Genomic DNA, 20,873 nt, shown 5'->3' with positions numbered 1-20,873 from the left:
TTCGTTTTAATAGGTAGTTTAGAGAAGGAATATTCTAGGATATTTCTTCTCTTTTATTGTTCAGTTCTTCTAACAACAAATTATACTTAAACGATTAACAAAAAAGAGTTCCTCTATTTGGAACTCTTTTTTATGGGGAGGACAACACTTTATATTTTTCACGCTCTATCTCTAAGCTTACCACTAAATTAAGGTATATCTCTGCTCCTAATTTCCTTTTTAGTTATCTAGTTCTATTTACATGGTAAAACATCGATAAGTTTCGATAAATGGATTTGAATTTATTTAAAGAAAAATTAAAGGAAATTTTCCAAACATGACAAAAATCATGTTTTAAACTTCTTTTCAAAACTACTTTTGACATATTATTATCAGGCAAGATATGAGCGTTATTTACCTATTACTTTCACTAAGCATTATAGTGGCAATCATTTTTTTTATTGCATTTATTGTTTCCGTAAAAAAAGGACAATACGATGATTCGTATACTCCTTCAGTACGCATCTTATTTGATGATGAATTAGTTAAAGAAGACACAAATATTAACAACTAACAATAGATATTAAATTCAGATAGATTATGGAAATGCAACAATTTTATTACGATAATAAAATCGTAAAAAAATTCATCTACGCAACCTTACTCTGGGGGATAGTAGGTTTCTCAGTAGGTTTGCTGTTGGCTTTTATGTTTTTATTCCCAAATATTACTGATGGAATTTCTTGGTTAAGTTTTGGGCGTATTCGTCCTCTACATACCAATGCAGTGATATTTGCCTTTGTCGGTAATGCAATTTTTGCAGGAGTTTATTACTCATTACAAAGGCTTTTAAAAGCTAGAATGGCCAGTGATTTTTTAAGTAACTTTAACTTTTGGGGTTGGCAGATAATTATTGTCGCAGCGGCAATTACACTTCCTTTAGGTTTTACAACTTCGAAAGAATATGCGGAGTTAGAATGGCCTATTGATATTGCCATTGCTTTAGTATGGGTTGCTTTCGGAGCAAATATGATATGGACCATATTAAAAAGAAGGCAACGTCACTTATATGTAGCTGTTTGGTTCTATCTAGGAACATTCGTTACTGTAGCTGTACTCCATATATTTAATAGTTTAGAACTTCCTGTTAGTTTTCTGAAGAGCTACTCTGTATATGCAGGTGTTCAGGACGCTTTAGTTCAGTGGTGGTATGGACATAATGCTGTAGCATTCTTCCTTACGACTCCATTTTTAGGGTTAATGTATTACTTTGTACCTAAGGCTGCAAATAGACCGGTGTACTCATATCGTTTATCTATTGTACACTTCTGGTCATTAATTTTCATATACATATGGGCTGGACCTCACCACTTATTATATTCTGCATTACCAGATTGGGCTCAAAACCTAGGAGTTGCATTTTCTGTAATGCTAATCGCTCCATCTTGGGGAGGTATGATCAATGGTTTGTTAACTCTTCGTGGTGCTTGGGATAAAGTTAGAACAAGTCCTGTATTAAAGTTTATGGTTGTTGCAATTACGGGTTATGGTATGGCAACTTTCGAAGGACCAATGTTATCCTTGAAAAATGTAAACGCTATTGCACACTTTAGTGATTGGGTTATTGCACACGTTCATGTTGGTGCCTTAGCTTGGAACGGATTCATGACATTTGGTATGTTATACTGGTTAATTCCACGTTTATTTAAAACTAAATTATACTCTAATGCTTTAGCTAATTTCCACTTCTGGATTGGTACTTTAGGTATTATTATTTACGCACTTCCAATGTATGTTGCTGGGTTCGTTCAAGCGTCTATGTGGAAACAATTTAATCCAGATGGGACTTTAACTTACGGTAACTTCTTAGAAACTGTTAATGAAATTATTCCAATGTATTGGATGCGTGCTATTGGTGGTAGTTTATTCATCTTAGGTGCTATTGTTATGTTGTATAACGTAGTAAAAACTGTAGGATCTGGAAGCGATGTTACTGATGAGTTGGCTGAAGCGGCTCCTTTAACAAAAGTTTCAAAACACAGAACTTCAAGCGAAGGATGGCATACTTGGTTGGAAAGAAGACCTATTAAATTAACCATCTATGCAACTGTTGCCATTTTAATTGGAGGTGTTGTTCAAATTATACCAACATTATTAGTTGAATCTAACATTCCAACAATAACAAGTGTAAAACCATATACGGCATTGGAATTAGAAGGAAGAGACATTTATATCCGTGAAGGATGTGTTGGATGTCACTCTCAAATGATTCGTCCTTTCAGAAGTGAGGTTGAACGTTATGGTGAATACTCAAAAGCTGGTGAATATGTTTATGATCATCCTTTCTTATGGGGTAGTAAGCGTACCGGTCCGGATTTATTAAGAGTTGGTGGAAAGTATTCAGATAGCTGGCATTTAAATCACATGTACGATCCACAAAGTACTTCTCCTGGTTCTATTATGCCAAGATACCAATGGTTATTAAGAGATAAACTAGACAAATCTAGTACCGAAAGTAAAATGAAAGCTATGGTTTCTTTAGGTGTTCCATATACCGAGGAAGATATAGCAAATGCGCAAGAAGCAATGGATAAGCAAGGAAAGCAAATAGAAGAGAATCTTCATGGAGATCCTGACTTTGCTAAGACGTATCAATCTGATAAAAAGTATGCGCAAGACAACGGACTTGAATTCATTGAAATGAAAGATAGAGAAATCGTTGCTTTGATTGCCTACTTACAAAGATTGGGTACGGATATTAAGATAAAAGATGTTGAAAATCAATTAAGTGCTAAAAACTAGAAATTATGTTGAAGTTTGTTAAAAATCATTTAGAGACTATTACGGGTATCGAAATTTATCCAATTATCTCATTAGCTATTTTCTTTACATTTTTTGTAGTGTTGTTTTGGTGGGTTTTTACTGCCAAGAAAGAATATATAAGTAAGGTAAGCCACTTACCATTAGATAACTAGTAAAAAACATTCTGATGAAAAAATATTTTCAATCATTAGCATATATCACTTTTGTTATAGTCACTTCTTTTGCTATCATAAAGGCTATAACAGCATACGAAAACCCATTTAGTTTGTATGAAAACCCATTGGTTTGGATAGCAATTACGGCTTTAATAACTGTTGTTCTTTTAAAAGAGCTCGTAAATATAATTGCCTTAAAAAAAGCAGAAAACCTCCAATTGGAAAAGGACGGAATAAATCCTGAAGAAATTGATCACTGGGCTTGGGTTAAAAGCTTAGTAAAAAAATGGACTCAAGCGAAAGCAGTTGAGGAGGAGGAAGAAATTATTCTAGACCATAATTATGATGGCATTCAAGAATTAGATAATTCATTACCGCCATGGTGGTTGTATATGTTCTATGCAACTATTGTTTTCGGAGTGGTTTATTTAGTAAAGTATCACATGTTAAACGGCGATAATCAAACTGTTGAGTATCAAAAAGAAGTTGCTATTGCAAAAAGAGAATTAGAAGCGTTTAGAGCCACTTCGAAAGATGCTGTAATAGATATGGAAACCATTACTGCTTTAACTGACGAATCTTCTTTAAACAGAGGAAAAGCAGTTTTTAACCTAAACTGTGCAGCTTGTCACCAGAAAGATGGTGGTGGAGGTATTGGTCCAAACTTAACGGATAAATACTGGATACTAGGTGGAGGAATTAAAAACATTTTCAAAACTATTGCCAAAGGTGGTAGAGATGGAAAAGGAATGGTTGCCTGGGAAAAAACTCTAAAACCAGCCGATGTTCATAAAGTGGCTAGCTATGTTGTGTCTTTACAAGGTACTACCCCTGCTAAAGCAAAAGAACCACAAGGAGATTTATATGAAGAAGAATCTTCTGATGCGGCAGAGAATAAAGAAGAAAAGGCTGAAGAAGTAATTGAAAATAGTGACAACACAAATACTGAAGAAACTTCTACAACTAAAACAAAGTAAATTATTGATTAATATTTTCAAGGATGGAGACGCCCAAGAACGAACATTTCAGAGATAGCATCAGCACTGTAAACAGTGAAGGTAAGCGTTCTTGGGTTTTTCCTAAAAAACCAAGTGGTAGTTTTTACAAATACAGAACAGTTGTTAGTTATATTTTATTAGCAATTCTACTAGCTTCACCGTTCATAAAAATCGATGGGAATCAGTTCTTACTTTTTAACGTTTTAGAAAGGCGATTCAATATTTTTGGGTTTCCTTTTTGGCCACAAGATTTTCACTTGTTGGTTATTTCAATGATTATCGGTGTTGTATTTGTAATTCTGTTTACCGTAGTGTTTGGTCGAATATTTTGTGGATGGATTTGTCCACAAACCATATTCATGGAAATGGTATTCAGAAAAATCGAATACTGGATCGAAGGTAATAGGGGAAAACAAATGAGGCTTGATAAACAGCCTTGGAACGCAGAAAAAATAAAGAAAAGAGTATTAAAATGGATTATATTTTTCATCATCTCTTTTATTATTGCAAACGTTTTCCTCGCTTACCTAATTGGAAGTGATCAATTACTAACTTACATTACTGGCAATCCGCTAGATCATGTAAGTACATTGATTTCTTTATTAATATTTACAAGCATATTTTATTTCGTTTTTGCTTGGTTCAGAGAACAAGTTTGTATCATAGCTTGTCCTTATGGTAGACTACAAGGTGTATTACTAGATAATAAGACCATTAATGTAGCTTATGATTATGTACGAGGAGAAAAAAGCGAAGGAAGAGCTAAATTTAAAAAGAACGAAAATAGAGAAACTTCTGGAAAAGGTGACTGTATTGATTGCATGCAATGTGTTCATGTATGTCCTACAGGAATTGATATTAGAAATGGAACACAATTGGAGTGTGTAAACTGTACTGCATGTATCGATGAATGCGACCATATGATGGAAAAAGTTGGTTTACCAACGGGCCTAATTCGTTATGCTAGTGAGGAGAACATTAATAAGAAAACGCCATTCAAATTTACGGCTAGAATGAAAGGTTATTCTGCAGTTCTTATGATATTAATTGGTGTTTTGGTTGGAATGCTTTTCTTAAGAAATGAAGTTGAAGCAACAATACTAAGGCTTCCAGGACAGCTGTATCAGCATAAAGAAAATGGGGTTATTAGTAATATCTATACCTATAAAGTAATTAATAAAACAACACATGAGATTGATGACGTTAGTTATAGACTAATTTCTCATAAAGGAAAAATAGAAACTGTAACACATCAAAACTTTGTAGTTCCTAAACAAGGATTAGCTGAAGGAACTCTTTTTATTGAGTTACATCAATCGCAAATGAAAAAAGAAAAAGAAAAATTAACTATTGGAGTTTATAGTGGCAATAAACTCATAGAAACTGCTAGTACTAATTTCTTAGGACCTAGAAGTTATCGTTAAAATTTATTATTTGAGAAACTTAAAAAACAAAAATTATGAAACTAAACTGGGGCACGGGTATCGTAATAGCAATAATAGGATTTGTTGCTTTTATATTGTATTTCGTTATTACAATGAGTACAGACAAAAAATTTAATCACGATTTGGTAACTGAAAAATATTATCAGAAAGAATTGGAATATCAAGATAATATTGAAGCAAGTAGAAATGCTAAATCTCTAGAAAATAACATTAAAATAACACAATCAAAAGAAGGGTTGACTGTTAATTTCCCTGAAGATTTCGAGTATCATAAAATCACAGGGAAAGTGTTCCTATACAGACCATCTAATAAACAACTGGATTTCGAATTGCCACTTTCGCTTTCCAATACATATTTGCTCGTGCCTGAGAAACGTTTATTGGGTGGTCGATGGAACATTACCGTAAAATGGTCATACGAAGGTAAAGATTATTTATACAAAGAAGAATTAACCTACTAATGTTACTCTCAGCAATTATACTAGGTTTACTTGGAAGTTTCCACTGCATAGGAATGTGTGGCCCTATTGCCTTTATGTTACCTGTAAATAGAAAAAATCCAGTTAAACAGTTTTTTCAAATTACTAGTTATCATTTTGGAAGATTATTTACCTATAGTTTAATCGGACTTCTATTTGGTTTATTAGGAAGAGGATTTTATTTCTTTGGCTTCCAGCAGCAACTTTCAATAGCTGTTGGTGCGTTAATGATCTTAGTAATATTTCTCCCTAAAGTTTTTAATAAGCTAAATCGCTTTTCAAATCCCCTAAACAAACTAATTATGAAAGTTAAATCAGCTTTAGGGAATGAATTGAGAAAAAAAGGGAACGATACCTTTTTTACCATTGGTTTTTTAAACGGCTTCTTACCTTGTGGTTTGGTATATATGGCTGTATTTGCAGCCTTAACTACATCAAATGCAATAGAAGGAGGCTTGTATATGTTATTGTTTGGATTAGGCACTATCCCTTTAATGACAACCGTAGTTTATATTGGAAACTTTGCGAACATTTCTATTCGACAAAAAATCCAAAAAGCAATTCCTTATGTAGTCGTGTTTATTGGTGTTCTTTTTATTCTTCGTGGACTTGGTTTAGACATTCCTTATATATCACCTTCTGGAAGCGTTTCTAACATCTATGAACCTGTAAAAGGTTGTCACTAACTTCCATTTCCACCTGACAAAAATCATATTTTTTAGCAATAGTTTGAGGTACCTTAGTATATATCAAACAAAACTATAAATCATGAGAAAAATAATTGTACCCGTCGATTTTTCTACCTATTCAGAAAACGCTTTAAAATCTGCTGCCTACTTAGCAAAAAAAAATAATGCTGAAATTGTAGCTGTCCATATGTTGGAGTTGTCAAATGCAATTGCATCACAATCTGAGTCATATTTACAAGAACAAACTTTATTCTTATATAAATTAACAGAAAAGAAGTTTGGAGAGTTTTTAAATGCTGATTATCTATCAGATATTAAAGTAACTCCAATTATAAAACATTTTAAAATTTTCAGCGAGTTAGATGAGCTTGCAAGAGAAGAAAATGCTGATTTAATTATCATGGGGTCTAAAGGAACTAGTGGTATGAAAGAAATATTTATCGGATCGAATACAGAGAAAGTTATCAGACACTCTGAAGTTCCAGTAATTGTTATAAAAGAAGAAGCTATTAAAGAAGACTTTAAAAATGCCTTATTTGCATGTGATTTTTCTAACGATGATATAAAGCCTTATCTTGAAGCTAAAAGGCTCTTTAACGCATTAAACTGTAACTTAAAACTGGTTTACGTAACTACTCCAACATCGAAATTCAAAAGTACTAAGGAAATTAAGGAACGAATAAATAGCTTTATGGATAACATTAACGAGAATTCACAAGCTCGAAATAATGTAGCCATTATCGCTGATTATTCTGTTGAAGAAGGTGTATTTTACTATGCTAATACAGCTGAAGCGGATATTATAGCGATAGCAACACACGGACGAAAAGGCGTTGCACATTTCTTTGAAGGAAGTATTTCCGAGGATATTGCCAATCATAGTAGTTTACCTGTAATTACTTTTAAAATTTAATAGAAAAAGGTCGGTTATCACCGACCTTTGATTTTATTTTAAACACCTTACAGAAACTAGGCTTCTCCGGTAGTTCCACCGAAATTCATAGGTATAGGTGGTTGTTCGTAATCTTTTATTTCTCCATGCGCTTGTTCAAACTTTCTAACGTTATCAGCTAAAGCTTTGGCTAATCTTTTAGCATGTTGAGGAGTTAAAATTATTCTTGATTTTACCTTAGCCTTCGGTACTCCTGGCATGATATTAATAAAATCTACAATAAACTCAGCAGTCGAATGGTTGATAATTGCCAAGTTGCTATAAGTTCCCTCAGCAACATCCTGATCTAATTCTATGTTTAATTGCGGATCTTTAGTGTTGTCTTCCATACATTTAATTTTTAAAAAGAAAGACCTCTAATATTAGAGGTCTTTACATTATTTTATAAAAGTTATTATAAACTTCTTTCTATTTCATCTTTAGGACCAACTACTAACGAATCGTAAGTTCTCATACCTGTACCAGCAGGAATTCTCTTACCAACAATTACGTTCTCTTTTAATCCTTCTAAACTATCAACTTTACCACTTACCGCTGCCTCGTTCAATACTTTCGTAGTTTCCTGGAACGATGCTGCTGAGATAAATGATCTAGTTTGTAACGATGCTCTTGTAATACCTTGTAATACTTGCTCAGCTGTAGCTGGTTCAGCATCACGTGCTACTACTAAATTCTTATCTGATCTTCTTAAAAGAGAGTTCTCATCTCTTAACTGACGAGCAGTAATCATTTGTCCTGATCTTAGCTTTTGAGAATCACCAGCGTCCTCAACGATTTTCTTACCATAGATGTCATCATTTTGCTGGATAAAGTCATTCTTATGAACTAATTGATTCTCTAAGAATAAAGTATCTCCTGAATCAATAATTCTAACTTTACGCATCATTTGACGAACAACTACCTCAAAGTGCTTATCGTTAATTTTTACCCCTTGTAAACGGTATACATCTTGTATTTCATTTACTAAGTATTCTTGAACAGCTGCAGGTCCTTTAATATTTAAGATATCAATTGGAGTAATAGCTCCATCAGATAATGGCATACCCGCTTTGATAAAGTCATTCTCTTGAACTAATATTTGGTTCGACAATTTAATTAAGTACTTCTTAATTTCACCAGTCTTAGACTCAATAGAAATCTCACGGTTACCTCTCTTAATCTTACCAAACGAAACAACACCATCAATTTGTGCTACAACAGCAGGGTTCGAAGGATTACGTGCTTCAAATAATTCTGTTACACGTGGTAAACCTCCTGTAATATCCCCAGCCTTACCAGCCTTACGAGGAATCTTAACTAAAGTCCTACCTTCTTCAACCTTATCTCCGTTATTTACAATTAAGTGTGCCCCTACAGGTAAACTGTATGAACGTAAAGCATTACCGTCAGCATCTTCAATAATTAAAGAAGGAATAATTTTCTTATTCTTAGAATCAGTAATTACTTTTTCTTGCTTACCAGTTTGTTCATCAATTTCAACAGAGTAGTTAATACCTTGCTCTAAATTGTCAAACTTAACTTTTCCACCAAACTCAGAAACGATAACACCGTTAAATGGATCCCATTCACAGATTTCATCACCTTTCTTAATTTGTTTACGATCTTTATCAAAGATAATAGATCCATAAGGTATATTATTAGTACTTAAAGTAATACCTGTTTTCTTATCTGTAATCTTGATTTCAGTTGTACGAGATATTACAATATCAATTGCTTTACCTTCATTATCCTTACCAGTTACAGTTCTTAAATCATCAATAGTTACATTTCCTTCGAAATTTGCTATTAACTTATTATCAGAAGAAGTGTTACTTGCAACCCCTCCAACGTGGAATGTACGAAGTGTTAACTGTGTACCTGGCTCTCCAATTGACTGTGCTGCGATAACTCCAACAGCCTCTCCAATTTGAACTTTTTTACCAGTTGATAAACTTTGTCCGTAACATTTAGCACATATACCTCTTTGCGATTCACATGTTAATGGAGAACGAACTTCAACCTTATCGATTCCAGCAGCCTCAATTGTATCAGCAATCTTTCCTGTAATTAACTCTCCTGCAGAAATGATGATTTCATCAGAATTTGGTACGTAAACATCGTGTAATGCTGTACGTCCAGAAACTCTATCACTAATCGACTCAACGATTTCGTCATTTTTCTTAAGTGGAGTAATTTCTAATCCTCTTAAAGTACCACAGTCATCTTCATTTACGATTACATCCTGAGATACATCAACTAAACGACGTGTTAGGTATCCAGCATCTGCTGTTTTTAATGCCGTATCCGCTAAACCTTTACGAGCACCGTGCGTTGAGATAAAGTATTCTAAAATTGAAAGACCTTCCTTAAAGTTCGATAAAATCGGGTTTTCAATAATTTCTCCACCACCTGCTGTAGATTTCTTCGGTTTCGCCATCAGACCACGCATACCAGTTAACTGACGAATCTGCTCTTTCGATCCACGAGCTCCAGAATCAAGCATCATGAATACCGAGTTAAATCCTTGCTGATCTTCACGTAAACGCTTCATTGATAACTCAGTTAATTGGTTATTGGTTCTACCCCAAATATCAATTACCTGATTATAACGTTCTTTTTGGGTTAACATACCCATGTTATAGTTCATTATGATTCCATCTACCTCTTCATTGGCTTTTGCAATCATATTGTATTTTTCTTCAGGAATAATAATATCACCTAATGAGAATGATAATCCACCTTGGAAAGCGAATTTATACCCCATATTCTTGATATTATCTAAGAACTTACCAACCGCTGGAATATCAGTTACCTTTAAGATTCCACCGATAATATCACGTAATGATTTTTTAGTAAGTACTGCGTTAATATATCCTGCTTGCTCTGGTACAACTTCGTTAAATAATACTCTACCAACTGTAGTTTTAATTAACTTAGTAACTAACTCTTTGTTTTCATTTAAATCCTTAGTTCTTACAGTAATACCCGCATTTAAGTCTACTCTTTCTTCGTTATAAGCGATAGTTACCTCTTCTGGAGAATAGAAAGTTAATCCTTCTCCTTTTATTGGCACTTCTGGAGTTGACTTACGCTCTTTAGTCATATAATAAAGACCTAATACCATATCCTGAGATGGTACCGTAATTGGTGCACCATTTGCAGGGTTTAAGATATTGTGAGAAGCTAACATTAATAATTGAGCTTCTAATATTGCCTCAGGTCCTAATGGTAAGTGAACCGCCATCTGATCCCCATCGAAATCGGCGTTAAATGCCGTACATACTAATGGATGTAAGCGAATTGCTTTTCCTTCTATTAACTTAGGCTGGAATGCTTGAATACCTAAACGGTGTAACGTAGGAGCACGGTTTAATAAAACTGGATGTCCTTTAATTACATTTTCCAAGATATCCCAAACAACAGGATCTTTTCTATCTATAATTTTCTTTGCAGATTTTACTGTCTTAACAATTCCTCTTTCGATTAACTTACGAATTACGAAAGGCTTGTATAATTCAGCTGCCATGTCTTTTGGCAATCCACATTCGTATAATTTTAATTCAGGTCCAACAACAATTACCGAACGAGCAGAGTAATCAACACGCTTACCTAATAAGTTTTGACGGAAACGACCTTGCTTACCTTTTAAACTATCAGATAATGACTTTAATGCTCTGTTAGATTCAGTTTTTACTGCTGAAGCTTTACGTGTGTTATCAAATAATGAATCTACAGATTCTTGTAACATACGCTTTTCGTTACGTAAAATTACTTCTGGAGCTTTAATCTCCATTAAACGCTTTAAACGGTTGTTACGGATAATAACTCGACGGTATAAATCATTTAAATCAGAAGTAGCGAAACGACCACCATCTAATGGTACTAATGGACGTAATTCTGGTGGAATTACTGGAACCACTTTCATAATCATCCACTCTGGCTTATTTTCACGATTCTTTTGAGAATCTCTGAATGCCTCAACAACATTTAAACGCTTTAATGCTTCGTTTTTACGTTGTTTAGATGTTTCGTTATTAGCTTTGTGACGTAATTGGAAAGAAAGCTCATCTAAATCGATTCTTTCTAACAAATCAATTAAACACTCAGCCCCCATTTTAGCGATAAACTTATTAGGGTCTGTATCTTCTAAATATTGATTATCTTGTGGAAGTTCATCAATAATATCTAAATACTCTTCCTCAGTTAAGAAATCCATTTTTTGTAATGGTTCTCCTTCGGCATTTTTAGCAATACCTGGCTGAATTACTACGTATCTCTCGTAGTAAATGATCATATCTAACTTTTTAGATGGTAACCCTAAAAGGTATCCCATTTTGTTAGGTAATGATCTGAAGTACCAAATATGTGCTACTGGTACAACTAAGTTAATGTGACCTACTCTATCTCTTCTAACCTTTTTCTCAGTTACTTCAACTCCACAACGATCACAAACGATTCCTTTATATCGGATTCTTTTATATTTACCACACGCACACTCATAATCCTTTACAGGACCAAAAATACGCTCACAAAACAATCCATCTCTTTCAGGTTTGTGGGTACGGTAATTAATAGTTTCTGGCTTTAACACCTCTCCTTTTGAAGCCTCTAAAATAGACTCTGGAGATGCTAAACCAATTGAAATTTTGTTAAACTTCTTAACAGTGTATTTTTCGTTTTTTCTTGCCATAATAATGGATTCGAATTAAAAATAAGTGTCTTTTACAAGACTGATATTGAAAAAATGATTTGCCTCAGAGCAAAACTCTGAGACATTTCACTGTGATTACTCTTCTAACTTAACGTCTAAACCTAAACCTTTAAGTTCATGTAACAATACGTTAAATGATTCTGGTAAACCTGGTTCAGGCATTGCTTCACCTTTCACGATGCTTTCGTAAGTTTTTGCTCTTCCTAATACATCATCCGATTTAACCGTTAAGATTTCTCGTAGGATACTCGAAGCTCCATACGCCTCAAGTGCCCATACCTCCATCTCTCCAAAACGCTGACCTCCAAACTGAGCTTTACCTCCTAATGGTTGCTGAGTAATTAATGAGTAAGGTCCAATAGAACGTGCGTGCATCTTATCTTCAATCATGTGACCTAACTTAATCATATAAATTACCCCAACTGTAGCTGGCTGATCAAAACGTTTTCCTGTACCTCCATCATATAAGTAAGTATGTCCAAAACGAGGGATACTAGCCTCATCAGTATACCCGTTAATTTCATCTAATGATGCTCCATCGAAAATTGGAGTAGCGAACTTTTGATTTAACTTAAGTCCTGCCCATCCAAGAACAGTTTCATAAATCTGTCCGATGTTCATACGAGATGGTACCCCTAATGGGTTAAGTACAATATCTACTGGTGTTCCGTCTTCTAAGAAAGGCATATCTTCTTGTCTAACAATACGAGCAACAATACCTTTGTTTCCGTGACGTCCTGCCATCTTATCTCCTACCTTTAATTTACGTTTCTTAGCAACATAAATTTTAGCAAGCTTTAATATTCCAGCTGGTAATTCATCTCCAACAGAAATAGTAAACTTCTGACGACGTAAAACTCCTTGTAAATCGTTTAATTTAATTTTATAGTTATGAACTAATTCTATAACTAATTTATTAATTTCTTTATCAGTTGTCCAAGTTCCACTTAAGTGTGTAAAATCTTCAACAGAGTTTAACATTTTTTGAGTAAACTTCTTACCTTTTGGTAATACTTCCTCTCCTAAATCGTTAAATACTCCTTGAGAAGTTTTTCCGTTAATTAACTCGAATAACTTATTTACTAATCTTTCTTTTAAGCCATCAAACTTCGACACGAAAGATGCTTCTAAAGTAGCAATTGCTTCTTTATCACGAGCTCTCTTGTTTTTATCCTTTACGGCACGTTTGAATAACTTTTTATCAATTACAACACCTCTTAATGATGGAGAAGCTTTTAATGAAGCGTCTTTTACATCACCAGCTTTATCACCAAAGATAGCACGTAATAATTTCTCTTCTGGAGTTGGGTCAGACTCTCCTTTTGGAGTAATCTTACCAATTAAGATATCACCAGGGTTAACTTCAGCACCAATTCTAATCATACCGTTTTCATCAAGGTCTTTAGTTGCCTCTTCAGAAACGTTTGGTATATCATTTGTTAACTCCTCCGCTCCTAATTTCGTATCACGAACATCTAAAGAATACTCGTCAATATGAATAGAAGTAAAGATATCTTCTCTTACAACTCTTTCAGAAATCACAATTGCATCCTCGAAATTATATCCTTTCCAAGGCATGAAGGCAACCTTCATGTTTCTTCCAAGTGCTAATTCACCTTGTTGTGTTGCGTATCCTTCACAAAGTACTTGTCCTTCTTCAACTCTATCGCCACGTTTTACAATTGGCTTTAAGTTAATACATGTACCTTGGTTTGTTTTTCTAAATTTAATAAGGTCGTATGACTTTTCATCTGGATCAAAGCTCACCATTCGCTCGTCATCAGTCCTATCATACTTTATAATAACCTTATTTGCATCAACGTATTCAACCTCTCCTGCTCCTTCAGCATTAATTAAAATACGAGAATCTTTCGCTACTCTTCTTTCTAATCCTGTACCAACAATTGGAGACTCTGGACGTAATAATGGAACTGCCTGACGCATCATGTTTGATCCCATTAAGGCACGGTTCGCATCATCATGTTCTAAGAAAGGAATTAACGAAGCTGAAATCGAAGCAATTTGGTTAGGAGCAACGTCCATATAATTAATTGCCTCAGGAGTTTCAACTGGGAAGTCACCTTCCTCACGAGCAATTACCCTATCAGTACCAAATGTACCATCTTCATTAATCGGAAGGTTCGATTGAGCAATCTTCATTCCTTCTTCCTCTTCAGCTGAGAGATATCTTGGTTCTTCTGGAGAAACAACTCCGTTCTCCACCTTTTTATATGGAGTCTCTATGAAACCTAAGTTATTCACCTTAGCAAATACTGCTAACGACGAAATAAGACCAATGTTTGGTCCTTCAGGAGTTTCAATCGGACATAAACGACCATAGTGAGTATAGTGAACATCACGAACCTCGAATCCTGCTCTTTCACGTGATAAACCTCCAGGTCCTAAAGCCGATAAACGTCTTTTGTGTGTAATCTCGGCTAATGGATTTGTTTGATCCATAAACTGAGATAACTGGTTCGTTCCGAAGAAAGAGTTAATTACTGATGATAATGTTTTTGCATTAATCAAATCAATAGGAGTAAATACCTCGTTATCACGAACATTCATACGCTCACGAATAGTACGAGCCATACGAGCTAAACCTACACCAAACTGACCTGCTAATTGCTCACCTACAGTTCTAACACGACGGTTAGATAAGTGATCGATATCATCAACTTCAGCCTTTGAATTGATTAACTCAATTAAATACTTAATGATAGTTATGATATCGTTCTTAGTTAATACCTTTTGATCTAAATCTTCATTTAGATTAAGTTTAGTATTCATTCTAAAACGTCCTACCTCACCTAAACTATAACGTTGCTCAGAGAAGAATAATTTTTCAATAATTCCTCTTGCAGTTTCCTCATCTGGCGGTTCAGCATTACGTAATTGTCTATATATATGTTCTACAGCCTCTTTTTCAGAGTTTGTAGGGTCTTTTTGTAATGTGTTATGGATAATAGCATAATCTGCTTGCTGATTATCTTCTTTGTGTAATAAGATAGTCTTAGCACCAGATTCTATGATCTCATCAATATGTTCTTTTTCTAAAATAGTATCACGGTCGAAAATAATCTCGTTACGCTCAATCGATACAACTTCTCCTGTATCTTCGTCTACGAAATCTTCGTGCCAAGTTTTTAATACTCTCGCAGCTAGTTTTCTACCCAATACCTTCTTTAATCCAGCTTTTGTTACTTTGACTTCTTCTGCTAAATCAAAGATTTCTAAAATATCTTTATCTCTTTCAAAACCTATGGCTCTGAATAATGTTGTTACTGGTAATTTTTTCTTTCTATCAATATAGGCATACATTACCTGATTGATATCTGTAGCAAATTCAATCCAAGATCCTTTAAAAGGAATAACTCTTGCTGAATATAACTTTGTTCCATTGGCATGGAAAGATTGACCAAAGAATACTCCAGGAGAACGGTGCAGCTGAGATACTACTACACGCTCTGCTCCATTAATAATAAATGTTCCAGAGTTGGTCATGTAAGGAATAGTCCCTAAATAAACATCTTGAACAATTGTTTCAAAATCTTCGTGTTCAGGGTCTGTACAATATAATTTTAAGCGTGCTTTTAAAGGTACACTATAAGTCAATCCTCTTTCAATACATTCTTCAATACTATATCTTGGTGGATCTACAAAATAGTCTAAAAATTCTAAAACAAATTGATTACGGGTATCTGTAATCGGGAAGTTATCTAAGAAAGTTTTGTACAAACCTTCATTCCCACGCTCTTCCGCTTTAGTTTGAAGTTGGAAAAAATCTTGGAAAGATTTTACTTGTATATCCAAGAAGTCTGGATAATCAGTTCCCAACTGCGATGATGCGAAATTAATTCTTTCAGTAGTGTTTATCGTTGCCAAAAGAGATACTATTTTTTTAATTAAAAATATTTTTTTTGAAACTTTACGTTTCAATAAGCAATCTTATTGCTGTAATCAACTGTAATGCAAAAGCTTACAGATGTCATATCACATCTTAAAAATGTATGTGATGAAATAAAGAACGAATATATACACAAAATGGTTTAGGCCTAGAAACCTAAATTCCTAGTACCTAAACCTTTATTGTTTTTCCCGTTTAAACGGGAGTAAGTAATTACTTAAGCTCTACTTCAGCTCCAGCCTCTTCTAAAGACTTCTTAAGACCTTCAGCCTCATCTTTAGATACTCCTTCTTTAATAGCTTTAGGAGCCTCGTCTACGATAGCTTTAGCATCTTTTAATCCTAATCCAGTTAATTCTTTAACTAACTTTACAACAGCTAATTTAGATCCTCCTGGTGCTTTTAAGATTACGTCAAACTCAGTTTTTTCTTCAGCTGCTTCTCCTCCACCAGCTGCTGGTCCTGCTACTGCTACAGCCGCTGCTGCAGGCTCAATACCATACTCATCTTTTAAAATATCAGCTAATTCATTAACCTCTTTTACTGTTAAGTTAACTAATTGTTCTGCGAAATCTTTTAAATCTGCCATTTTAATTGTTTTTTGAAATTTTTATTATTTAGTTTATTAGTGCGCTTAATTATTTTTCTGATAACGTCTTTAAGATACCAGTAAGTTTACCTCCACCTGATTGAAGTGCTGAAACAACGTTCTTAGCAGGCGATTGTAATAATCCGATAATATCTCCAATAAGTTCTTCTCTAGACTTGATGTTAACAAGAGCGTCTAATTGGTCATCTCCAACATATACTGCCTCTTCAACATAAGCTCCTTTTAATAAAGGCTTGTCTGATTTTTTTCTGAACTCTTTAATAACTTTAGCAGGTGCATTAGACGCTTCAGCTATTAACATTGAGGTATTACCCTTTAAAGTTTCTGGTAATTCACCAAAATCTTTGTCTGAAGCTTCCATTGCTTTTGCTAACAATGTATTCTTCACAACAGCCAATGATACGTTAGCTTTGAAACAAGCTCTACGTAAGTTAGATGTAGTTGTAGCATCTAAACCAGAAATATCTGCTAAATAGATGGTATTTGTATCTGCTAACTGTGCTGTTAATTCTTGAATAACTTGTGATTTTTCCTCTCTAGTCATGATTAAAAGGTTTTAACTGCCTTACGATACAGATTTTACATCTACTGCAACACTAGGACTCATAGTTGAAGACATAAAAATACTCTTAATATAAGTACCTTTTGCTGCTGTTGGCTTTAATTTAATAAGTGTTTGAACTAATTCATTTGCATTTTCAGCAATCTTTTGAGCATCAAAAGACGCCTTCCCGATTGCAGCATGTACGATTCCAGTTTTATCAACTTTAAAGTCAATTTTACCAGCTTTTACTTCTTGTACAGCTTTTGCAACATCCATAGTTACCGTACCAGTCTTTGGGTTTGGCATTAAACCTCTAGGTCCTAAAATACGTCCTAATGGTCCTAATTTACCCATTACACTTGGCATTGTAATGATTACATCAACATCAGTCCATCCTCCTTTGATTTTTTGTAAGTATTCATCTAAACCTACATAATCAGCTCCAGCTGCTTGAGCCTCTGCTTCTTTATCTGGAGTAACTAATGCTAAAACTTTTACATCCTTACCTGTTCCGTGTGGTAAAGTAACAACCCCACGTACCATTTGATTAGCTTTACGAGGATCTACTCCTAAACGAACTGCTAAATCAACAGATGCATCAAATTTTACTTTTGTAATATCTTTTATTAAAGCTGATGCTTCGTTTAAATCATAAACCTTAGAGCTATCGATTTTAGCACGAGCTTCTTTTTGTTTTTTAGTCAATCTTGCCATTTTCTAAATCTCTTTTAGTTTATGCCGGAGCATCACCTGTTACTGTTAATCCCATAGAGCGAGCTGTACCAGCGATCATTCTCATTGCAGACTCAATTTCAAATGCATTTAAATCAGGCATTTTGTCTTCTGCGATAGTTTTGATTTGATCCCAAGTAACACTTGCTACCTTTTTTCTATTAGGTTCTCCTGAACCTTTCTTAATCTTGGCCGCTTCTAATAATTGTACCGCAGCTGGTGGTGTTTTTACAACAAACTCGAAAGATTTGTCTTTATAAACTGTAATCACAACAGGTAATACTTTACCTTGCTTGTCCTGTGTACGAGCATTAAACTGCTTACAGAACTCCATGATGTTAACACCGGCAGCACCTAAAGCGGGTCCAACTGGTGGCGATGGATTCGCAGCACCTCCCCTAACTTGTAGTTTTACTAATTTACTTACTTCTTTTGCCATTGTTTAAGATTTAAAGATATGTTTTAAATGGAAGCCTAAAACATACCAAAATATATAGGTGTAACAATTATATTTTCTCTACTTGCATGTAATTTAGTTCTAATGGAGTTTTTCTACCGAAAATTTTAACCATTACCTCTAACTTACGTTTCTCTTCATTTACATTCTCAACAGTACCATCAAATCCGTTGAATGGTCCATCGATTACTTTTACTGTCTCTCCAACACTGTAAGGTATTGCAACATTTTCATCTTTTACAGATAATTCATCTACCTTACCTAACATTCTGTTTACTTCTGATTTTCTCATTGGAACAGGATCTCCTCCTTTAGTTTCACCAAGAAAACCAATAACTCCTGTAACAGCTTTAATTACGTGAGGAACCTCACCAGCTAGATTAGCTTCAACCATTACATAACCTGGAAAATAAACACGTTCTCTGTTTATCTTTTTTCCGTTTCTTACCTGAATAACTTTTTCAGTAGGAACTATAACTTGATTTACAAAATCAGACAACCCATGACGAGCTATCTCGGTTTCTATATAAGTTTTTACCTTATTTTCTTGACCTCCTATAGCTCGCACCACATACCACTTCATCACTGATTCTGCCATCCTTAAAACATTTTAAAGAAGTTATCTAATCCTGTTTGAAAGACTTTATCAATCCCTGCAACTACTAATGCAAAAATAATTGTAAAAGCAGCCACAACAGCCGTAGACTTTTGAGCCTCTTCACGAGACACCCATGTCATGTTTGTATTTAATTCTTCGAAAGAATCCTTGATGTATTGTATAAAGTTGCTCATATCTTTTTATCCTTTTAACGAGTTACAGAAAAATACTGTAACTCGTTTGAGAGTTGCACGGGTTGAGAGACTCGAACTCCCGACACCTGGTTTTGGAGACCAGTGCTCTACCAACTGAGCTAAACCCGTATTTCATTTTAAAGGAGTCTCTCTAAAAGAGACTCCTTTTTTTTATATAGCTAATCTAATTAGTCTAAAATTTCAGTTACCTGACCAGCTCCTACTGTTCTACCTCCTTCACGGATAGCGAACTGTAAACCAACGCTTAATGCAATAGGTTGGATTAAGTCAACAGTGATTGTTAAGTTATCACCAGGCATAACCATTTCAACACCATCAGGAAGACCAATGTTTCCAGTTACGTCAGTTGTACGTACGTAGAACTGTGGACGGTAGTTATTGTGGAAAGGAGTGTGACGACCACCTTCTTCTTTCTTTAAGATATATACCTCAGCTTTAAACTTAGCGTGTGGAGTTACAGAACCTGGCTTAACGATTACCATACCTCTCTTGATATCAGTCTTATCAATACCTCTTAATAAGATACCAGCGTTATCTCCAGCCTCACCTCTATCTAAGATTTGACGGAACATTTCGATACCAGTTACTGTAGAAGATAACTTCTCAGCACCCATACCAATAATATCTACAGGATCACCAGAGTTGATGATACCAGTTTCAATACGACCAGTAGCAACAGTACCACGACCAGTAATAGAGAATACATCCTCGATTGGCATTAAGAAATCTTTTTCAGTATCTCTTGGTGGCTCTTCAATCCAAGTATCAACAGCAGCCATAAGCTCTAATACTGTATCAACCCACTTTTGCTCTCCGTTTAATGCACCTAAAGCAGAACCAGCAATAACAGGACCATTATCTCCATCATACTCATAGAAAGATAATAAATCTCTTACTTCCATTTCTACTAACTCTAATAATTCCTCATCGTCAACCATATCAACTTTGTTTAAGAAAACAACGATACGTGGAATACCAACCTGACGACCTAATAAGATATGCTCACGAGTTTGAGGCATAGGACCATCAGTAGCAGCAACTACTAAGATAGCACCGTCCATTTGAGCAGCACCAGTTACCATGTTCTTTACGTAATCCGCGTGACCTGGACAGTCAACGTGAGCGTAGTGACGGTTTGCTGTAGCATACTCTACGTGAGAAGAGTTAATTGTAATACCTCTTTCTTTTTCTTCTGGAGCGTTATCAATTTGATCAAAAGCACTTGCTTCAGAATATCCTGCATCCGCTAATACTTTAGTAATTGCAGCAGTTAAAGTAGTCTTACCGTGATCAACGTGACCGATAGTACCAACGTTTAAGTGTGGTTTCGAACGATCATAAGTTCCTTTTGCCATGATTATTAATTTTAATTCTTAGTTAAATATATTTAGTGTTACTTTAAAACCTAATTGTTTCATAAACTCTAAAAGAGCCAATGACGGGATTTGAACCCGTGACCTCATCCCTACCAAGGATGCGCTCTACCAACTGAGCTACACCGGCCTAAAAAAATTTTGAGCGGGAGACCGGGTTCGAACCGGCGACATTCAGCTTGGAAGGCTGACGCTCTACCAACTGAGCTACTCCCGCTTAAAAAAAAT

General features: G+C 34.9%; 18 protein-coding genes and 3 tRNA genes. 8 read left to right on the top strand and 13 right to left on the bottom strand.

The window, feature by feature from the left end; genetic code table 11:
* Positions 1–382 precede the first annotated feature (382 nt).
* From ccoS to ACKTTV_RS20640, 8 genes are all read left to right on the top strand, one after another.
* Positions 383–553, top strand: a complete 171-nt coding sequence (gene ccoS / locus ACKTTV_RS20675; protein ID WP_093668720.1) for a cbb3-type cytochrome oxidase assembly protein CcoS — start codon at positions 383–385, stop codon at positions 551–553.
* A gap of 26 nt (positions 554–579) precedes the next feature.
* Complete coding sequence (gene ccoN, locus ACKTTV_RS20670) at positions 580–2,781, top strand: cytochrome-c oxidase, cbb3-type subunit I (protein WP_408032784.1); 2,202 nt, start codon at positions 580–582, stop codon at positions 2,779–2,781.
* Between the two features lie 5 nt (positions 2,782–2,786).
* Positions 2,787–2,954 carry a CcoQ/FixQ family Cbb3-type cytochrome c oxidase assembly chaperone gene (locus tag ACKTTV_RS20665; protein ID WP_093668718.1) on the top strand — a complete coding sequence of 56 codons (168 nt, stop codon included), beginning with the start codon at positions 2,787–2,789 and terminating at the stop codon, positions 2,952–2,954.
* Between the two features lie 14 nt (positions 2,955–2,968).
* Positions 2,969–3,934, top strand: a complete 966-nt coding sequence (locus ACKTTV_RS20660) for a cbb3-type cytochrome c oxidase N-terminal domain-containing protein (RefSeq protein WP_408032783.1) — start codon at positions 2,969–2,971, stop codon at positions 3,932–3,934.
* 23 nt (positions 3,935–3,957) lie between these two features.
* Positions 3,958–5,379, top strand: coding sequence for a cytochrome c oxidase accessory protein CcoG (gene ccoG / locus ACKTTV_RS20655; RefSeq protein WP_408032782.1), 1,422 nt, complete (start codon positions 3,958–3,960; stop codon positions 5,377–5,379).
* A 35-nt stretch (positions 5,380–5,414) separates the two neighbouring features.
* Positions 5,415–5,861: a FixH family protein gene (locus ACKTTV_RS20650; RefSeq protein WP_408032781.1), complete on the top strand. Its 447-nt coding sequence runs from the start codon at positions 5,415–5,417 to the stop codon at positions 5,859–5,861.
* Entirely contained in the window at positions 5,861–6,565 is a 705-nt protein-coding gene (locus tag ACKTTV_RS20645; protein WP_408032780.1) for a sulfite exporter TauE/SafE family protein, read from the top strand. The genes ACKTTV_RS20650 and ACKTTV_RS20645 overlap by 1 nt, the downstream gene beginning before the upstream one ends.
* Before the next feature lie 82 nt (positions 6,566–6,647).
* The gene (locus tag ACKTTV_RS20640; RefSeq protein ID WP_408032779.1) at positions 6,648–7,481 is read left to right on the top strand and encodes a universal stress protein; all 834 of its coding nucleotides are present in this window, start codon (positions 6,648–6,650) and stop codon (positions 7,479–7,481) included.
* A 56-nt stretch (positions 7,482–7,537) separates the two neighbouring features.
* Here ACKTTV_RS20640 and ACKTTV_RS20635 read toward each other — a convergent pair whose 3' ends face one another.
* The 13 genes from ACKTTV_RS20635 to ACKTTV_RS20575 form a co-directional block, all read right to left on the bottom strand.
* Positions 7,538–7,849: a DUF3467 domain-containing protein gene (locus ACKTTV_RS20635; RefSeq protein ID WP_408032778.1), complete on the bottom strand. Its 312-nt coding sequence runs from the start codon at positions 7,847–7,849 to the stop codon at positions 7,538–7,540.
* A gap of 65 nt (positions 7,850–7,914) precedes the next feature.
* A complete protein-coding gene (rpoC, locus tag ACKTTV_RS20630) occupies positions 7,915–12,189 on the bottom strand; it encodes a DNA-directed RNA polymerase subunit beta' (RefSeq protein WP_408032777.1) in 4,275 nt (1,424 codons plus the stop codon).
* Between the two features lie 96 nt (positions 12,190–12,285).
* Positions 12,286–16,095 (bottom strand): DNA-directed RNA polymerase subunit beta, encoded by a 3,810-nt coding sequence (gene rpoB / locus ACKTTV_RS20625; RefSeq protein ID WP_408032776.1) that lies wholly within the window; start codon positions 16,093–16,095, stop codon positions 12,286–12,288.
* Between the two features lie 235 nt (positions 16,096–16,330).
* Positions 16,331–16,705, bottom strand: coding sequence for a 50S ribosomal protein L7/L12 (gene rplL, locus ACKTTV_RS20620; RefSeq protein ID WP_408032775.1), 375 nt, complete (start codon positions 16,703–16,705; stop codon positions 16,331–16,333).
* Positions 16,706–16,754: 49 nt separating this feature from the next.
* Entirely contained in the window at positions 16,755–17,270 is a 516-nt protein-coding gene (gene rplJ / locus ACKTTV_RS20615) for a 50S ribosomal protein L10 (RefSeq protein WP_408032774.1), read from the bottom strand.
* A 21-nt stretch (positions 17,271–17,291) separates the two neighbouring features.
* A complete protein-coding gene (gene rplA, locus ACKTTV_RS20610) occupies positions 17,292–17,984 on the bottom strand; it encodes a 50S ribosomal protein L1 (RefSeq protein WP_408032773.1) in 693 nt (230 codons plus the stop codon).
* 19 nt (positions 17,985–18,003) lie between these two features.
* Positions 18,004–18,441 (bottom strand): 50S ribosomal protein L11, encoded by a 438-nt coding sequence (rplK, locus tag ACKTTV_RS20605; RefSeq protein ID WP_408032772.1) that lies wholly within the window; start codon positions 18,439–18,441, stop codon positions 18,004–18,006.
* A gap of 67 nt (positions 18,442–18,508) precedes the next feature.
* On the bottom strand, positions 18,509–19,057 hold the full coding sequence (gene nusG / locus ACKTTV_RS20600; protein WP_408032771.1) for a transcription termination/antitermination protein NusG: 549 nt from the start codon (positions 19,055–19,057) through the stop codon (positions 18,509–18,511).
* 2 nt (positions 19,058–19,059) lie between these two features.
* Entirely contained in the window at positions 19,060–19,251 is a 192-nt protein-coding gene (gene secE, locus ACKTTV_RS20595) for a preprotein translocase subunit SecE (RefSeq protein WP_408032770.1), read from the bottom strand.
* A gap of 56 nt (positions 19,252–19,307) precedes the next feature.
* Positions 19,308–19,380 (bottom strand) — tRNA-Trp (locus ACKTTV_RS20590).
* Between the two features lie 59 nt (positions 19,381–19,439).
* A complete protein-coding gene (gene tuf, locus ACKTTV_RS20585) occupies positions 19,440–20,627 on the bottom strand; it encodes an elongation factor Tu (RefSeq protein ID WP_408032769.1) in 1,188 nt (395 codons plus the stop codon).
* 75 nt (positions 20,628–20,702) lie between these two features.
* Positions 20,703–20,775: transfer RNA gene (locus ACKTTV_RS20580), tRNA-Thr, on the bottom strand.
* 14 nt (positions 20,776–20,789) lie between these two features.
* Positions 20,790–20,862 (bottom strand) — tRNA-Gly (locus ACKTTV_RS20575).
* Positions 20,863–20,873 lie beyond the last annotated feature (11 nt).

This window comes from Tenacibaculum xiamenense (genome assembly GCF_964513065.1).
GTDB lineage: Bacteria > Bacteroidota > Bacteroidia > Flavobacteriales > Flavobacteriaceae > Polaribacter > Polaribacter xiamenense.
The sequence above is the reverse complement of the archived record's forward strand: the minus strand, read 5'-3'. Positions and strand labels throughout refer to the sequence as shown.

Excerpts from the sequence above, each read along its gene's own strand:
- ccoS (WP_093668720.1), top strand. The coding sequence starts at position 383 with ATGAGCGTTATTTACCTATTACTTTCACTAAGCATTATAGTGGCAATC.
- ccoN (WP_408032784.1), top strand. The coding sequence starts at position 580 with ATGGAAATGCAACAATTTTATTACGATAATAAAATCGTAAAAAAATTC.
- ACKTTV_RS20665 (WP_093668718.1), top strand. The coding sequence starts at position 2,787 with ATGTTGAAGTTTGTTAAAAATCATTTAGAGACTATTACGGGTATCGAA.
- ACKTTV_RS20660 (WP_408032783.1), top strand. The coding sequence starts at position 2,969 with ATGAAAAAATATTTTCAATCATTAGCATATATCACTTTTGTTATAGTC.
- ccoG (WP_408032782.1), top strand. The coding sequence starts at position 3,958 with ATGGAGACGCCCAAGAACGAACATTTCAGAGATAGCATCAGCACTGTA.
- ACKTTV_RS20650 (WP_408032781.1), top strand. The coding sequence starts at position 5,415 with ATGAAACTAAACTGGGGCACGGGTATCGTAATAGCAATAATAGGATTT.
- ACKTTV_RS20645 (WP_408032780.1), top strand. The coding sequence starts at position 5,861 with ATGTTACTCTCAGCAATTATACTAGGTTTACTTGGAAGTTTCCACTGC.
- ACKTTV_RS20640 (WP_408032779.1), top strand. The coding sequence starts at position 6,648 with ATGAGAAAAATAATTGTACCCGTCGATTTTTCTACCTATTCAGAAAAC.
- ACKTTV_RS20635 (WP_408032778.1), bottom strand. The coding sequence starts at position 7,849 with ATGGAAGACAACACTAAAGATCCGCAATTAAACATAGAATTAGATCAG.
- rpoC (WP_408032777.1), bottom strand. The coding sequence starts at position 12,189 with ATGGCAAGAAAAAACGAAAAATACACTGTTAAGAAGTTTAACAAAATT.
- rplL (WP_408032775.1), bottom strand. The coding sequence starts at position 16,705 with ATGGCAGATTTAAAAGATTTCGCAGAACAATTAGTTAACTTAACAGTA.
- rplJ (WP_408032774.1), bottom strand. The coding sequence starts at position 17,270 with ATGACTAGAGAGGAAAAATCACAAGTTATTCAAGAATTAACAGCACAG.
- rplA (WP_408032773.1), bottom strand. The coding sequence starts at position 17,984 with ATGGCAAGATTGACTAAAAAACAAAAAGAAGCTCGTGCTAAAATCGAT.
- rplK (WP_408032772.1), bottom strand. The coding sequence starts at position 18,441 with ATGGCAAAAGAAGTAAGTAAATTAGTAAAACTACAAGTTAGGGGAGGT.
- nusG (WP_408032771.1), bottom strand. The coding sequence starts at position 19,057 with ATGGCAGAATCAGTGATGAAGTGGTATGTGGTGCGAGCTATAGGAGGT.
- secE (WP_408032770.1), bottom strand. The coding sequence starts at position 19,251 with ATGAGCAACTTTATACAATACATCAAGGATTCTTTCGAAGAATTAAAT.
- tuf (WP_408032769.1), bottom strand. The coding sequence starts at position 20,627 with ATGGCAAAAGGAACTTATGATCGTTCGAAACCACACTTAAACGTTGGT.